The following is a 13,013-nucleotide window of genomic DNA, read 5'->3' as shown; positions in this document are numbered from 1 at the left end:
TTGGGCTTATGTCGGTTGCCGTACGCGTGATCCCCTGCCTCGATGTCGACTCTGGGCGGGTGGTCAAGGGTGTCAACTTCGCCAATCTCGTCGATGCAGGAGACCCGGTCGAACTGGCGGCGCGCTATGACGCCGAGGGCGCGGACGAGCTGACCTTCCTGGACGTCACCGCGTCCTCCGGCGACCGGGAGACCACCTACGACGTGGTGCGGCGCACCGCGGAGCAGGTGTTCATCCCGCTCACCGTCGGCGGCGGGGTGCGCAGCGTGGACGACGTGAACCGGCTGCTGCGCACCGGTGCGGACAAGGTGAGCCTCAACACCGCCGCCATCGCGCGGCCCGAACTGCTGCGGGAGGCTTCGCGGCGGTTCGGCGCGCAGTGCATCGTGCTGTCGGTGGACGCCCGGCGGGTGCCCGCGGACAGCGAGCCGACGCCGTCGGGGTGGGAGGTCACCACGCACGGTGGGCGCAAGGGCACCGGGATCGACGCCGTCGAGTGGGCCGCGCGGGGGCAGGAGCTTGGCGTGGGGGAGATCCTGCTGAACTCGATGGACGCCGACGGCACCAAGGCGGGCTTCGACGTGGCGATGATCCGCGCGGTGCGGGCCGTGGTGGACGTTCCGGTGATCGCCAGCGGGGGAGCGGGTGCCACCGAGCACTTCCCGCCCGCCGTGCAGGCAGGCGCCGATGCGGTGCTCGCGGCCAGCGTGTTCCACTTCGGACAGTTGCGGATCGGGGACGTGAAGCAGGCGCTGCGGTCCGCCGGGGTGACGGTGCGATGAGCCTGGACCCCGCGATCGCCGCCAAGCTGAAGCGGACCGCCGACGGTTTGGTGTGCGCCGTGGCGCAGCAACGCGGCACCGGCGAGGTGCTGATGGTGGCCTGGATGGACGACGAGGCGCTGCGCCGCACCCTGGAGACGCGGCGCGCCACGTACTACTCCCGCAGCAGGCAGAGCTATTGGGTGAAGGGCGAGACCAGCGGCCACACCCAGCATGTGCACGAGGTTCGCCTGGACTGCGATGGCGACGCGGTGTTGCTGGTCGTCGACCAAATCGGCGCCGCCTGCCACACCGGCACCCGAACGTGTTTCGACGCAGAGGTTTTGCTGGCCCCCGAAACTCCCTGAAACCGCGTGATGTCGCCCTGCGTCGACATCATGATCTCCTGCGTCGACATCATGACGCCCTGGGGCCACAACGGCGGAAAGCTGCCCCCGAATCGAGCTTAGTGCTGGTCGGAGGGATGGGGCGAGGGGATATTTGCGGTTATCGGCGCCCGCACTCCGGGGCCTCTCCCCGTTGATCGCGAAGATGGCCAGCCGCTTGCCGCAAGCTCCACCGGAGTTGGGTCTGGGTGCCGACCGCAGCGGGAGAACCGTCCGGCCGGGAGGTCGCTGACCCGCACCGGGCCTCGGCAGCGTCGATGACCGCCCGGGTGTGGGTGGGCTCGCCGTTGTGCGGCCTGGTGTCTTGGTCGCGAGACAAACAGGCACGCTGCGATTCCAGCCTGGTTGTGCCGGGCAGCCTGCCGCGACCCCGTGTGGTTGGCCGCGGCGGCGATTGTTGGGCGCGGTCGGCTGTGGCGGTGTTGGCCAGGTGCGGGTGGCCTGTGGCGGTGTGGATCAGGTGCTGTCGGTGGGGTGTTGTCAGGTGCGCTCGGAGAGGACGGCGTAGACGATGATGTTGTCCTGGTAGTTGCCGCTGGCGCGGTCGAAGGTGCCGCCGCAGGTGATGAGGCGGAGTTCGGGGCGGTCGGTCTTGCCGTAGACGGCATCGCTGGGGAAGTCCGATTTGGACACCTGTTCGCGGCGTTCCACGGTGAAGCGGGCGGTGGTGCCGTCCTTGCGGTGGACCAGGATCTCGTCGCCGGGGCCGAGGTCTTTGAGGCGGTAGAAGATGCCCTGTTGGTTGCGGCCGTCGACGTGGCCGAGGATGACGGCGGCGCCGCGTTCGCCGGGGGTTGGGCCCTTGCTGTACCAGCCCGCCTGCATGGGTTTGGTGACCGGCGGGACCTCTACGGTGCGGTCCTTGTTGAGGCCCAGGGACATCAGGGAGGACTTGGCGCCGATCTTGGGGATTTCCACCGAGACGGGGGTGGACTTGTCCAGCGGGGAGGCGGCGGCCACGTTGGGGCCGAACAGCGGGGAGACCCCGCTGCTCAGGAACGTGTCGACGCCGAGGCCGCGCAGGACCACCAGCAGGCCGGTCAGCACCAGCAGCAGCGCCAGCAGGCCGATCAGCCTGCCGCGCTTGCGGCGGCGCGGCGGGAGGCCGGGCTGGGGCGGCAGCGGTCGGCGCGGCGGCCCACCGGCGGGCGGGCCGTACCCCGGCCGTCCGCGGCCGTGGCCCTGCACCGGGGTGCCGCCCGAGGGCGTGTGGTAGCCGCGCAGGTCGTAGCCGTGCAGCCCGGCGCCCGGCTGCGGATAGGCCACGTGGCCCGGGGCCTGGTTCTGCTGCGGGTACCCGCCCTGGGCAGGGCCGTGGCGTGGGGCGCGGGCGGGGTCTTGTCGCTGGCCGGCGGCGCGGGCGGCGGCGCGTTGTTGGCGGTCGAACTCGGACAGCGGGGCGGCCAGGAGCCGGGTCGGCGCGGGACGCCGACCCGGCTGCTGGGGGTGAACGGAAGGCATGGCGACTCCCCTCGCCAGTCCGCTCAGTGCTGGGCGGCCGTGCGGCGGCGGCGCATCGCGTAGACGCCGAGGCCACTGCCCGCGACGGCGGTCAGGCCGCCGAGGGCGATCAGGCCGGTGGTGCTGCCGTCATCGGAGGTGCCGCCGCCACCGGTGGCCGGGGCGCCCTTCGGGGTGCCAGCGGGCGAGGAGGTCGGCGCCGGGGCCTTCACCACGGTGATCTTGCCGGTGATCTTCTGGCCGTCGCAGTCGAAACTCACGGTGTAGCCGCCGGGCTTGGCGTCGGACTTCACCGCCGCGGTCCACTTCACGTTGGGATCCTTCACCTCCGGCACCCGCTTCACATCGGACAGCGCAGGCGAGGTCGGCTCGGCGTTGATGCCGTCGTGCCCGCACACACTGCTGAGTTCGACCTTCTGGCCGGGCTTGGCAGAGGCGGGGTTCACCTTGAGCTGCTGGGTGGGACGCGGCTTCTCGGTGGGCTTCGCGCTCGGGCTCGGCGTGACCGACTGGGACGGCTGGGACGGCGCGGGTGCCTGGGTGGAGGTCGGCGCGGAGGTCTCGGCCGCCATCGCCAGCGGTGCGGTGGACAGCAGTGCGACACTGCCCAGCAGCGCCCCGGCGGCCAGCTTGCGGATGTTCATGGGTTCCCCTTCATCTCTTCCGGCGCGCCCCGTCGCGGCTCCCATCGCGACGAGGCGCAGTTCGTGACTCCACCCGAAAAGACGTCGCGCACCGCCGGGTGGTTGTCCGGAAAAGGAAGAGTCAACGCAGGTCAGACCCAGGTCTGATGTTGTAGGTCACAGGCAACCCCGCCCGCGGCACACGCGTTCCGCGCGGAGCCGCGAACCCCGCGAAAGGTTGCGTCGGAGCGGGTCGCGATCAGGTAAGCGGGCCGGTGAGATAGCGCTGCAGGTTCGGAGCCACGGCGGCGACGATCGTCTCGTGGTCGGCCGAGGCCAGCGGTTCGAACGCCAGCACGTAACGCACCATGCCCAACCCGATCATCTGGGTGGCGCACAGGGTCGCCCGCAGTTCCGGCTGGTCGCTGCCCAACTCGACCATGATGCGGCGAAAGATGATCTTGATGAAGTACTGCTTGAGCGCCTTGGCCGCCAGTTCGTGCCCGGCAACGCTGCGGACCAGTGCGGTGAACACGCCGCCCCCCGCGGCGTCCCACACCCGCAGGAACGTGCGGACGATGCGTTCCGCCGCCTGCTCGGACGGCCCGTCGAGGATGGTGTGCGTGATCTCCTCGGGCTTGATCGGCAACTGGATGATCGCGGCGAACAGGCCCTCCTTGCCGCCGAACCAGTGGTTGACCATGGCCGGGTCCACCCCGGCCCGCGCCGCGATCCCGCGCACGGTGGCCTTGTCGTAGCCCTGCTCGTTGAACACCTCCATCGCCGACTTGAGCAGCGCCTCCTTGGTGTCCTCCCCGCCGGGTCTGCGGCCCCGGCGCCTGCCGGTCAGGCTCACGCCGTCCTCCGCCGCAGGGTCGCCGTGCCGAGCAGCAGCGCGGCCACCGCACACGCGACCACGATCCCCACGTCCATCCACACCGAACTGTCCACAGTGGTCCCCCCAACCAGAGCCCGCATGCCGTCCACCGCGTAGGTCAACGGCATGAACCTACTCAGAACTTCCAGCCAGCCTGCCATGCTTTCGGTCGGGGTGATCAGCCCGCACAGCAGGAACTGCGGCAACACCACGGCGGGCATGAACTGCACCGCCTGGAACTCGGTGCTGGCCAGCGCGGACACGCCGAGGCCCAGCGCCGCCCCGAGTACGGCGTCGGCCGCCGCGAGCACCAGCAGCACCTGCACCGAACTCGGCTCCGCCATGCCCAGCAGTCCCAACGCCACCGCGGTCGCCACCCCCGCCTGCACCAGTGCCAGCAGCCCGAACGCCAGCCCGTAGCCCAGCACCAGGTCGGCCTTGCCCAGCGGGGTGGTGAGCAGCCGCTCCAGCGTGCCCGCGGTCCGTTCGCGCACCATCGCCACGCTGGTGACCAGGAACATCGTCACAAAGGGAAAACGCCGAGCAACGCGGGGCCGACGCGGTCGAAAACCCCCGGCTGCGCGGCGAACACCTCGGAGAACAGCCACAGCAACACCGAGGGCACCACCAGCACCAGCGCCAGGGTGCGGTGGTCGGAACGAAGCTGACGCAGCACCCGCAGTGCCGTCGCGAACGTGAGCCGGATGCTCATGATGCCTCCACCAAAGCGAGAAACGCCTCGTCAAGACCGGTGCTGCCGGTACGGGAGAGCAGCCCGGCAGGCGAATCGTCGGCGACCAGCACGCCGTCGCGCAGCAACAGCAGTCGGTCGCAGTAGCCCGCCTCGTCCATCACGTGACTGGACACCACCAGCGTCGTGCCGTTCTCCGCGGCCAGCCGCCGGAACAGCGCCCACAGGTCGCGGCGCAGCACCGGGTCCAAGCCGACCGTCGGCTCGTCCAACAGCAGCAACTCCGGCTCGGCGACCAGCGCGCAGGCCAGCGACGCGCGGCTGCGCTCCCCGCCGGACAGCGTGCGGGCAAGCCGCCTGGCCTGCGCCGACAGGCCAACCTCGGCCAGCGCGGCGTCCGCCGCCGCGCGGCCGCGGCCGTGCAGCACCGCGTGGTGGCGGACGTTGTCCAGCGTGGTCAGGTCCGGGTATACCGAGGCCGCCTGCGTGCTGTATCCCACACGTCTCCGCAGGTCGGCATGCCCCGCGGGCAGCCCGAGTACCCGCGCCGACCCGGACACGCGGCTCTGCTGGCCCACGACGGCCCGCAGCAGGGTCGTCTTGCCGCTGCCGCTGGGCCCCAACAGCCCGGTCAGGCTGCCTTTCGCCACCGAGAGGGACAGCCCGTGCAGCACCTCTCGGCCGCCCCGGCGCACCGAGAGACCGTCCACCTCGATCGCGGCCATGGCCACCTCCCGTTTTTCAACGCTTGCTGAAAAACTAAAACCCGGACGACCGGCGGTCAACCGGGCAGGCAGAATGTGGGTCATGGTCGGCACAATCGTTACCCGCGCGAGCCCCGCGATCGGCACCATCACCCCCACCCGCGAGGAGTTCCGCGCGCTCGCCGAGCAGCGCAGGGTCATCCCGGTGGTCCGCAGGCTGCTCGCCGACGGCGAGACCCCCCTCGGCGTGTACCGCAAGCTCGCCGACGACCGCCCCGGCACCTTCCTGTTCGAGTCCGCCGAGAACGGCCGCACCTGGTCCCGCTGGTCCTTCGTCGGCGTGAACAGCCCCTGCGCGCTCACCGTCGTCGACGGGCAGGCGCACTGGACCGGCGAGCCGCCCGCGGGCCTGCCCACCGGCGGCGACCCGCTCGAGGTGCTGCGCGAGACCATCCGCGAGTTGCACACCGATCCGCTGCCCGGCCTGCCGCCGCTGACCGGCGGCATGGTCGGCTACATCGGCTACGACGCCGTGCGCAGGCTGGAGCGCATCCCCGAGCTGTGTGTCGACGACCTCCAGCTGCCCGAGCTGGTCATGCAGCTGGCCACCGACCTCGCCGCGCTGGACCACCACGAAGGCATGATCACCCTCATCGCCAACGCCGTGAACTGGGACGACTCCCCGGAGCGAGTGGACGCCGCCTACGACTCGGCCGTCGCCCGCCTGGAGCGGATGAGCGCCGACCTGTGCAGGCCCGCCGCCCCCAGCGCCTCGGTGTTCACCCGCCCCGAGCCGCAGGTGATCCGCCGCCGCACCAGCGAGGAATTCTGCGCCGCGGTGGAGACCGCGAAGGAGGCCATCCGCGCGGGCGAGGCGTTCCAGATCGTGATCTCGCAGCGTTTCGAGGTGCACACCGAGGCCGACGCGCTGGACATCTACCGGGTGCTGCGCACCACCAACCCCAGCCCGTACATGTACCTGCTGCGGCTGGCCGACTTCGACATCGTCGGCTCCAGTCCGGAGGCGCTGGTCACCGTGCGGGACGGCAAAGCCACCACGCATCCCATCGCGGGCACCCGCTGGCGCGGCGCGGACGACGACGAGGACGCGCTGCTGGCCAAGGACCTGCTCGCCGACGACAAGGAACGCGCCGAGCACCTGATGCTGGTCGACCTGGCCCGCAACGACCTCGGCCGAGTCTGCCGCCCCGGCTCGGTGCACGTCGTGGACTTCTTCCGCGTGGAGCGCTACAGCCACGTCATGCACATCGTGTCCACGGTCAGCGGCGAACTGGCCGAGGGCAAAACCGCCTTCGACGCCGTCACAGCCTGCTTTCCCGCGGGCACCCTCTCCGGGGCACCCAAGCCCCGTGCGATGGAGCTCATCGAGGAACTGGAGCCCACCCGGCGCGGTCTCTACGCGGGCGTCGTCGGCTACCTGGACTTCGCGGGCGACGCCGACACCGCCATCGCCATCCGCACGGCCCTGCTCCGCGACGGCGTGGCCTACGTCCAGGCGGGCGCGGGCATCGTGGCCGACTCCGACCCCCGTTCGGAGGACACCGAGTGCTTCAACAAGGCCAAGGCGGTGCTGAGCGCGGTGGCCACCGCCGACACGCTGAGGCTGGCCACCGAGTGATCAGTGCGAAACGTGCGCTCTGGTTGTCGGTGCTCGGCCTGGTCGCGGGCGCGGGCGCGGCTTATGGCGCGTCCCGGCTACCGTGGCTGACCGCGGCCTACGACAGCGCACTGCGAGGCCGGGTCACCGTCGACGTGGACGGCGGAACCCTGCGCTCCGAACTGGCGCCGCTGGCGCTGGCCGCGTTGGCCGCCGTGCTGGCGGTGCTGGCCACCGGGGGATGGGTGCGCCGCATCGTCGGCCTGCTCATCGTCGCCGGGGCGGCAGGCCTGCTGTGGGCCGCTTTCGGCTGGCTGTCGGGCGCGGACTTTTCGTTCCTGGCGAACACCCTGCCCCCGGACGCGGTGCCCGCGGGCGATCCCGTCCGGCACTGGGCGGGGCCCGCGCTCGCGGCGCTGGCCGGGCTGCTGCTGGCGACCGTGGGCGTGGCGCTGGCCTGGCGGGGGCATCGCATGCCGAGATTGGGCGCGAAATACAGCGCACCAGGGGCGACACCGCCGCCGAAGGACCCCGATCAGGCACTCTGGAAGGACCTTTCCGAGGGCGTCGACCCGACGGACGATCATGCTCGACGGCCCCGCTGACACGCCGAATCGTCAGTGGATATGCAGTCGTTACAACCTTGGCTAGCTGGCCGGATTTGCCTACCCCGGGCAAAAAAGCGTCGGAAGCCGGAGTTAGCATCGTGTCGCTACCCACCCAGTTGGAAGGGGACCTGGCGTGAGCATGAGCGTCCTGGAGTCCATCCTTGACGGTGTTCGCGCTGACCTGGCCGTGCGCGAGGCCGAGATTCCCTTCGAGCAGATGAAGGAACTCGCCGCGAAGGCCACGCAACCCCGGGACGCCCGTGCCGCCCTGCACGCCCCCGGCATCGGGGTCATCGCAGAGGTCAAGCGCCGCAGCCCCTCGAAGGGGGAGTTGGCCACCATCACCGACCCCGCCGCGCTGGCCGCCGAATACGCCTCCGGCGGAGCGCGGATCATCAGCGTGCTGACCGAGCAGCGCCGCTTCGGCGGCTCGCTGGCCGACTTCGACGCGGTCCGCGTGCGGGTGGACGTCCCGCTGCTGCGCAAGGACTTCATCATCAGCCCGTACCAGGTGCACGAGGCCCGCGCGCACGGCGCCGACATGGTGCTGCTCATCGTCGCGGCGTTGGAGCAGAACACGCTCGTCGGCCTGCTGGACCGGGTGGAGTCGCTGGGTATGACCGCGCTGGTCGAGGTGCACAACGCCGAGGAGGCCGACCGCGCGCTGGAGGCGGGTGCCGCCGTTATCGGCATCAACGCCCGCAACCTGCACAACCTCGAGGTCGACCGGGACACCTTCGGCAAGATCGCGCCGGGACTGCCACCCGCGATCCTGCGGGTCGCCGAGTCGGGTGTTCGGGGCACCTCCGACCTGCTTGCCTACGCGGGCTACGGCGCGGACGCCGTACTCGTGGGCGAGGGCCTGGTGACCAGCGGAAACCCGCGCACCGCTGTGCGCGAGCTGGTCACGGCGGGATCGCATCCGGCCTGCCCGCGGCCCGCGCGTTGAGATTCGAAGGGACACCGTGACCACCACTGAGCAGGACGCGCTGCGCGCCGACCACGAACCGGGCGGCCACGATCCCGACGCCGGTGGCCACTTCGGCCCCTACGGCGGGCGGTTCATGCCCGAGGCGCTCATCGCCGCGCAGGACGAGTTGGCCGCGGAGTACGACAAGGCACGGCTGGACCCGGAGTTCATCGCCGAGCTCAACCGCCTGCTGCGGGATTACGCGGGTCGCCCGTCCCCGCTGACCGACGCGCCGCGGTTCTCCGAGCACGCCGGGGGAGCGCGCGTCCTGCTCAAGCGCGAGGACCTCAACCACACCGGCTCCCACAAGATCAACAATGTGTTGGGCCAGGCGCTGCTCACCAAGCGGATGGGCAAGACCCGGGTCATCGCCGAGACCGGCGCGGGCCAGCACGGCGTGGCCACCGCCACCGCCTGCGCGCTGCTCGGCCTGGACTGCGTGATCTACATGGGCGAGGTCGACACCCAGCGCCAGGCCCTGAACGTGGCCCGCATGCGGCTGCTCGGCGCCGAGGTCATCCCGGTCAGCGCGGGCTCTCGGACGCTCAAGGACGCCATCAACGAGGCCTTCCGCGACTGGGTGACCAACGTCGAGAACACCCACTACCTGCTTGGCACCGCCGCGGGCGCGCACCCGTTCCCGATGATGGTGCGCAACTTCCACAAGATCATCGGCAAGGAGGCGCGCGCGCAGGTGCTCCAGCGCTGCGGTCGCCTGCCCACCGCGGTCGCGGCCTGCGTCGGCGGCGGCTCCAATGCCATCGGCATCTTCCACGGCTTCCTCGACGACGCCGAGGTCAAGCTGTTCGGCTTCGAGCCCGGCGGCCACGGCATCGACAGCGGCGAGCACGGCGCGACCCTGTCCGAGGGCACGCCCGGTGTGCTGCACGGCGCCCGTTCCTATGTGCTGCAGGACGACGACGGCCAGATCATCGAGGCGTACTCGATCTCCGCGGGCCTGGACTACCCGGGCGTCGGCCCCGAGCACGCCTACCTCAAGGACACCGGCCGAGCCGAATACCGCTCGGTCACCGACGCCGAGGCCATGGACGCCTTCAAGCTGCTGTGCCGGACCGAGGGCATCATCCCGGCCATCGAGTCCGCCCACGCGCTGGCGGGCACGTTGAAGCTGGGCCGCGAACTAGGCCCGGACGCGGTCGTCCTGGTCAACCTGTCGGGCCGCGGCGACAAGGACGTGGACACCGCCGCCCGCTGGTTCGGCCTGATGCCCGGCACCGAGGACGCGGATGCGGCAGGGGACGCCGCAGCCGCGGACGTTCCGGAGAACGGAGTGCAGGCATGATCACCACCGTGGAGTCCAGGCTCGACCCGGTGTTCCAAACCGCACGCGCGGAGAACCGCGCCGCGTTGATCGGCTACCTGCCCGCCGGGTTCCCCGATGTGCCGACCGCCAAGTCGCTGCTCGGCGCCATGGTCGACGGCGGCTGCGACCTGGTCGAGGTCGGCCTGCCGTTCTCCGACCCGGTGCTGGACGGCGTGACCATCCAGGCCGCGAGCACCACCGCCCTGCGCGCCGGGTTCCGCCTTCGCGACCTGTTCAGCACGGTCGAGGCGGTCGCCGAGGCGGGCGGCCGGGCCGTGGTGATGACCTACTGGAACCCCGTGCACCGCTACGGCGTTGACGCCTTCGCCCGCGACCTCGCCGCCGCGGGCGGGCTCGGGCTGATCACCCCGGACCTCATCCCGGACGAGGCCGACGACTGGCTGGCCGCCGCGGGCGAGCACCGGCTGGACCCGATCTTCCTCATCGCGCCCGCCTCCACCGAGGAGCGCATCGTCCGCACCGCCGCCGCGACCAGGGGTTTCCTCTACGCCGCCTCGGTCATGGGCGTGACCGGTGCCCGCAGCGCGGTCAGCACGGCGGCGCCCGAACTGGTGCGCCGGGCCCGCGTCCACACCGGGCTCCCCATCGGCGTGGGCCTGGGTGTCCGCAACGGTGAGCAGGCCGCCGAAGTCGCGGGCTTCGCCGACGGCGTGATCGTCGGCTCGGCCTTCGTCACCGCCGCCCAGGACGGCGAATCCGCGGTCCGAGCCTTGGCCGCCGAACTGGCGGCGGGCGTGCGCGCCAAGCCCTAGCCCACTGCGATTCCTTGCGCCTTCATGCTCGACTCGTGCGGTGTCCGACGCGGTGAACCCATCGAGGGTGTTCCGACAGCGGTCATCCGAGTCCGCGCTGCGGACGTCAGGTTGATCCAGGCGAAAAGGTTTTCACGGTTTAGCGACCAAAACTGTTCCGCCCGGCGGTGCCGCGGCGCGGTTTTGGTCGCTAAACCCCCAACAAATGATCAGGCTACTTGTTCAAGCAAATAACCCTTGCCCCAGACCGTGCGGATCGTGAGCCCCAGCGGCTGTATTCGCCGCCGGATCCGCATGATGTGCAGATTCAGTGCATTACACCGGGAATTGGTCGGTCGGTCCGGCAGGCACTGCAACAGCGAGTCCCGGTCCACGACCTCCCCCAGGCTCTTGACCAGGCACGTCAGCAGATCGGCCTCGGTCGGCGAGACCGCAACCGAGGACGAGCTGTAGCGGACGACCCCGACCGGGTCGACCTCCGGCACGTTGCTGGCCATGGTCCGGGCCTGCAGCCCGTTGATCCTGGCGTCCAAGTCCACCTTGCTGACCGGGGTCCTGACCCAGTCCTCACGGGTTTCCCGGCACACCGGTGGCGGACACCCCGCCTCCACCAGCAATAACGTCGGCACCCCCAGGCTCCGATAATGTTCCCGCTTGCTGCGTTCAGCAGGCCACCGTACGAAGTGGACCTTGCGTGTGTCCGCAGACCTGACGATCGGCTTGTATGAGACCGACACGGCTCCCCCAAAACATCCCCGCCGAGTTCATTGATTTAGTTATACCGACATCTTCCGAATAATGGTGCGGATTCGCGCAAGCCTCAAGGGGAGCTACCCGCTCGGAGTACGCGCTTTGTGCATCGCAATGCCGGTAGCGAATTGAGCGCTCAAGTGAGTCGAAGGAGAAGCAAGGACCGCTGGTGACGGCCCCGGGAGCAGGGACTACCGTGTGCGGCGTGAACGCGACCCTGGCTACGTTCCTGGCGAACATTCCCAGCCCCGACCGGGGTGTATGGCATATCGGGCCGGTACCGATCAGGGCTTATGCCCTTTGCATCATCGCCGGCATCATCGTGGCGATCTGGTGGGGCGAACGCCGCCTCGTCGCCCGTGGCGGCGAACCCGGCACCGTCACCGACGTGGCCGTCTTCGCGGTTCCGTTCGGCCTGATCGGTGGCCGCATCTACCACGTGCTGACGGACTGGCCGAAGTACTTCGGCGAGGGCGCCAACCCGGTGGACGCGCTCAAGATCTGGCAGGGCGGCCTTGGCATCTGGGGCGCCATCGCACTCGGCGGCGTCGGCGCCTGGATCGCCTGCCGCCGAAGGGGAATCCCACTGCCCGCCTTCGCCGACGCGGTGGCGCCCGGCATCGTGGTGGCCCAGGCGATCGGCCGTCTCGGCAACTACTTCAACCAGGAGCTTTTCGGTGGTCCCACCGACCTGCCCTGGGGCTTGGAGATCTACGACCGCTTCGACGCCAACGGCATCCCGGACATGCTCAACGGCATAGCCATCAACAACGATCCGATCGCGGTCGTGCACCCGACGTTCCTCTACGAACTGCTGTGGAACCTCGGTGTCGCCGCGCTGGTCGTGTGGGCCGACCGCAAGTTCCGCCTCGGCCGGGGCCGCGCGTTCGCCCTCTACGTCGCGGGCTACACCGCGGGCCGGTTCTGGATCGAGATCATGCGCACCGACCCGGCGACCCGGCTCTTCGACATCCGCATCAACGTCTTCGTCTCGGTGCTGGTGTTCCTCGGCGCGGTCGCCTATCTGATCGTGGTCAAGGGCCCCCGCGAAGACCTGGCCGCCCTGCGAACAGCCGCCGCGGGCGGGACGGAGCGAGCAGAAGGCATGCCCGCGGATCTCGAGCCAGAGGGCACGGAACGCCCCGAGGGCATGCCCGCGGACGTGCTCGACGAGGAGACACCCGGCAACGGCGACAAGCCGACCCCGGTGGAGCCGGAACCGAACTCCGAAGGCCCGAAGACGGACCCGAAGGACGCCGAGCCCGCGGCCACCGCCGCGGAGGAGCGCGCTGAGGGTATGCCCGCCGACGCCGAGCCCGAACGCGCCGAAGGCATGCCCGCGGACACCGAGCCCAGCGGAGCCACCGAGGCCTCGGAAGCCAAGCCCGGTTCCGAGGCGACCAAGAAGGACTGAGCAGCACCAGGTCAGAACCCGTGAGTGGTAAC

The 13,013-nt window shown here is 70.4% G+C and carries 15 protein-coding genes; 8 read left to right on the top strand and 7 right to left on the bottom strand.

Going from position 1 to position 13,013, the window contains the following annotated elements:
* The first annotated feature begins 8 nt into the window (after nucleotides 1-8).
* Nucleotides 9-782, top strand: coding sequence for an imidazole glycerol phosphate synthase subunit HisF (hisF, locus tag ACU6XJ_RS01415; protein ID WP_476306000.1), 774 nt, complete (start codon nucleotides 9-11; stop codon nucleotides 780-782).
* Nucleotides 779-1,129 (top strand): phosphoribosyl-AMP cyclohydrolase, encoded by a 351-nt coding sequence (gene hisI / locus ACU6XJ_RS01410; protein ID WP_476305997.1) that lies wholly within the window; start codon nucleotides 779-781, stop codon nucleotides 1,127-1,129. The genes hisF and hisI overlap by 4 nt, the downstream gene beginning before the upstream one ends.
* 519 nt (nucleotides 1,130-1,648) lie before the next feature.
* Here the strand turns inward: hisI and ACU6XJ_RS01405 are convergent.
* The 6 genes from ACU6XJ_RS01405 to ACU6XJ_RS01380 all read right to left on the bottom strand — a co-directional run bounded on the left by ACU6XJ_RS01405 (nucleotide 1,649) and on the right by ACU6XJ_RS01380 (nucleotide 5,545).
* Nucleotides 1,649-2,629, bottom strand: coding sequence for a class F sortase (locus ACU6XJ_RS01405; RefSeq protein ID WP_476305994.1), 981 nt, complete (start codon nucleotides 2,627-2,629; stop codon nucleotides 1,649-1,651).
* 23 nt (nucleotides 2,630-2,652) lie between these two features.
* On the bottom strand, nucleotides 2,653-3,273 hold the full coding sequence (locus ACU6XJ_RS01400) for a hypothetical protein (RefSeq protein WP_476305992.1): 621 nt from the start codon (nucleotides 3,271-3,273) through the stop codon (nucleotides 2,653-2,655).
* A 238-nt stretch (nucleotides 3,274-3,511) separates the two neighbouring features.
* Nucleotides 3,512-4,108 (bottom strand): TetR/AcrR family transcriptional regulator, encoded by a 597-nt coding sequence (locus tag ACU6XJ_RS01395; RefSeq protein ID WP_476305989.1) that lies wholly within the window; start codon nucleotides 4,106-4,108, stop codon nucleotides 3,512-3,514.
* Nucleotides 4,105-4,650 (bottom strand): ABC transporter permease, encoded by a 546-nt coding sequence (locus tag ACU6XJ_RS01390; RefSeq protein WP_476313753.1) that lies wholly within the window; start codon nucleotides 4,648-4,650, stop codon nucleotides 4,105-4,107. Before ACU6XJ_RS01390 ends, ACU6XJ_RS01395 begins: the two co-directional genes overlap by 4 nt.
* 2 nt (nucleotides 4,651-4,652) lie before the next feature.
* A complete protein-coding gene (locus ACU6XJ_RS01385; protein WP_476305987.1) occupies nucleotides 4,653-4,841 on the bottom strand; it encodes a hypothetical protein in 189 nt (62 codons plus the stop codon).
* A complete protein-coding gene (locus ACU6XJ_RS01380) occupies nucleotides 4,838-5,545 on the bottom strand; it encodes an ABC transporter ATP-binding protein (RefSeq protein ID WP_476305985.1) in 708 nt (235 codons plus the stop codon). Before ACU6XJ_RS01380 ends, ACU6XJ_RS01385 begins: the two co-directional genes overlap by 4 nt.
* Nucleotides 5,546-5,627: 82 nt before the next feature.
* Between ACU6XJ_RS01380 and ACU6XJ_RS01375 the strand changes: the two genes are divergently transcribed.
* From ACU6XJ_RS01375 to trpA, 5 genes are all read left to right on the top strand, one after another.
* Entirely contained in the window at nucleotides 5,628-7,163 is a 1,536-nt protein-coding gene (locus tag ACU6XJ_RS01375) for an anthranilate synthase component I (RefSeq protein ID WP_476305982.1), read from the top strand.
* The gene (locus ACU6XJ_RS01370) at nucleotides 7,160-7,747 is read left to right on the top strand and encodes a Trp biosynthesis-associated membrane protein (RefSeq protein WP_476305980.1); all 588 of its coding nucleotides are present in this window, start codon (nucleotides 7,160-7,162) and stop codon (nucleotides 7,745-7,747) included. Before ACU6XJ_RS01375 ends, ACU6XJ_RS01370 begins: the two co-directional genes overlap by 4 nt.
* A 142-nt stretch (nucleotides 7,748-7,889) precedes the next feature.
* The gene (gene trpC / locus ACU6XJ_RS01365; RefSeq protein WP_476313751.1) at nucleotides 7,890-8,699 is read left to right on the top strand and encodes an indole-3-glycerol phosphate synthase TrpC; all 810 of its coding nucleotides are present in this window, start codon (nucleotides 7,890-7,892) and stop codon (nucleotides 8,697-8,699) included.
* 16 nt (nucleotides 8,700-8,715) lie between these two features.
* Nucleotides 8,716-10,023, top strand: coding sequence for a tryptophan synthase subunit beta (gene trpB, locus ACU6XJ_RS01360; protein WP_476305978.1), 1,308 nt, complete (start codon nucleotides 8,716-8,718; stop codon nucleotides 10,021-10,023).
* Nucleotides 10,020-10,817: a tryptophan synthase subunit alpha gene (trpA, locus tag ACU6XJ_RS01355; RefSeq protein ID WP_476305975.1), complete on the top strand. Its 798-nt coding sequence runs from the start codon at nucleotides 10,020-10,022 to the stop codon at nucleotides 10,815-10,817. Before trpB ends, trpA begins: the two co-directional genes overlap by 4 nt.
* Before the next feature lie 209 nt (nucleotides 10,818-11,026).
* Here trpA and ACU6XJ_RS01350 read toward each other — a convergent pair whose 3' ends face one another.
* Nucleotides 11,027-11,446: a winged helix-turn-helix domain-containing protein gene (locus ACU6XJ_RS01350; protein ID WP_476305972.1), complete on the bottom strand. Its 420-nt coding sequence runs from the start codon at nucleotides 11,444-11,446 to the stop codon at nucleotides 11,027-11,029.
* Between the two features lie 326 nt (nucleotides 11,447-11,772).
* On the opposite strand from ACU6XJ_RS01350, the gene lgt reads away from it, so the two are divergent.
* Nucleotides 11,773-12,981 (top strand): prolipoprotein diacylglyceryl transferase, encoded by a 1,209-nt coding sequence (gene lgt / locus ACU6XJ_RS01345; protein WP_476305970.1) that lies wholly within the window; start codon nucleotides 11,773-11,775, stop codon nucleotides 12,979-12,981.
* The last annotated feature ends 32 nt before the right edge of the window (nucleotides 12,982-13,013 follow it).

The sequence above is a fragment of the Actinorectispora metalli genome (assembly GCF_056323685.1).
This window is presented reverse-complemented; position numbering and strand designations above follow the sequence as displayed.

Coding starts and splice junctions, on each gene's coding strand:
- ACU6XJ_RS01375 (WP_476305982.1), top strand. CDS start 5,628: ATGGTCGGCACAATCGTTACCCGCGCGAGCCCCGCGATCGGCACCATC.
- ACU6XJ_RS01380 (WP_476305985.1), bottom strand. CDS start 5,545: ATGGCCGCGATCGAGGTGGACGGTCTCTCGGTGCGCCGGGGCGGCCGA.
- hisF (WP_476306000.1), top strand. CDS start 9: ATGTCGGTTGCCGTACGCGTGATCCCCTGCCTCGATGTCGACTCTGGG.
- ACU6XJ_RS01385 (WP_476305987.1), bottom strand. CDS start 4,841: ATGAGCATCCGGCTCACGTTCGCGACGGCACTGCGGGTGCTGCGTCAG.
- hisI (WP_476305997.1), top strand. CDS start 779: ATGAGCCTGGACCCCGCGATCGCCGCCAAGCTGAAGCGGACCGCCGAC.
- ACU6XJ_RS01405 (WP_476305994.1), bottom strand. CDS start 2,629: ATGCCTTCCGTTCACCCCCAGCAGCCGGGTCGGCGTCCCGCGCCGACC.
- trpA (WP_476305975.1), top strand. CDS start 10,020: ATGATCACCACCGTGGAGTCCAGGCTCGACCCGGTGTTCCAAACCGCA.
- ACU6XJ_RS01390 (WP_476313753.1), bottom strand. CDS start 4,650: ATGTTCCTGGTCACCAGCGTGGCGATGGTGCGCGAACGGACCGCGGGC.
- ACU6XJ_RS01400 (WP_476305992.1), bottom strand. CDS start 3,273: ATGAACATCCGCAAGCTGGCCGCCGGGGCGCTGCTGGGCAGTGTCGCA.
- trpC (WP_476313751.1), top strand. CDS start 7,890: ATGAGCGTCCTGGAGTCCATCCTTGACGGTGTTCGCGCTGACCTGGCC.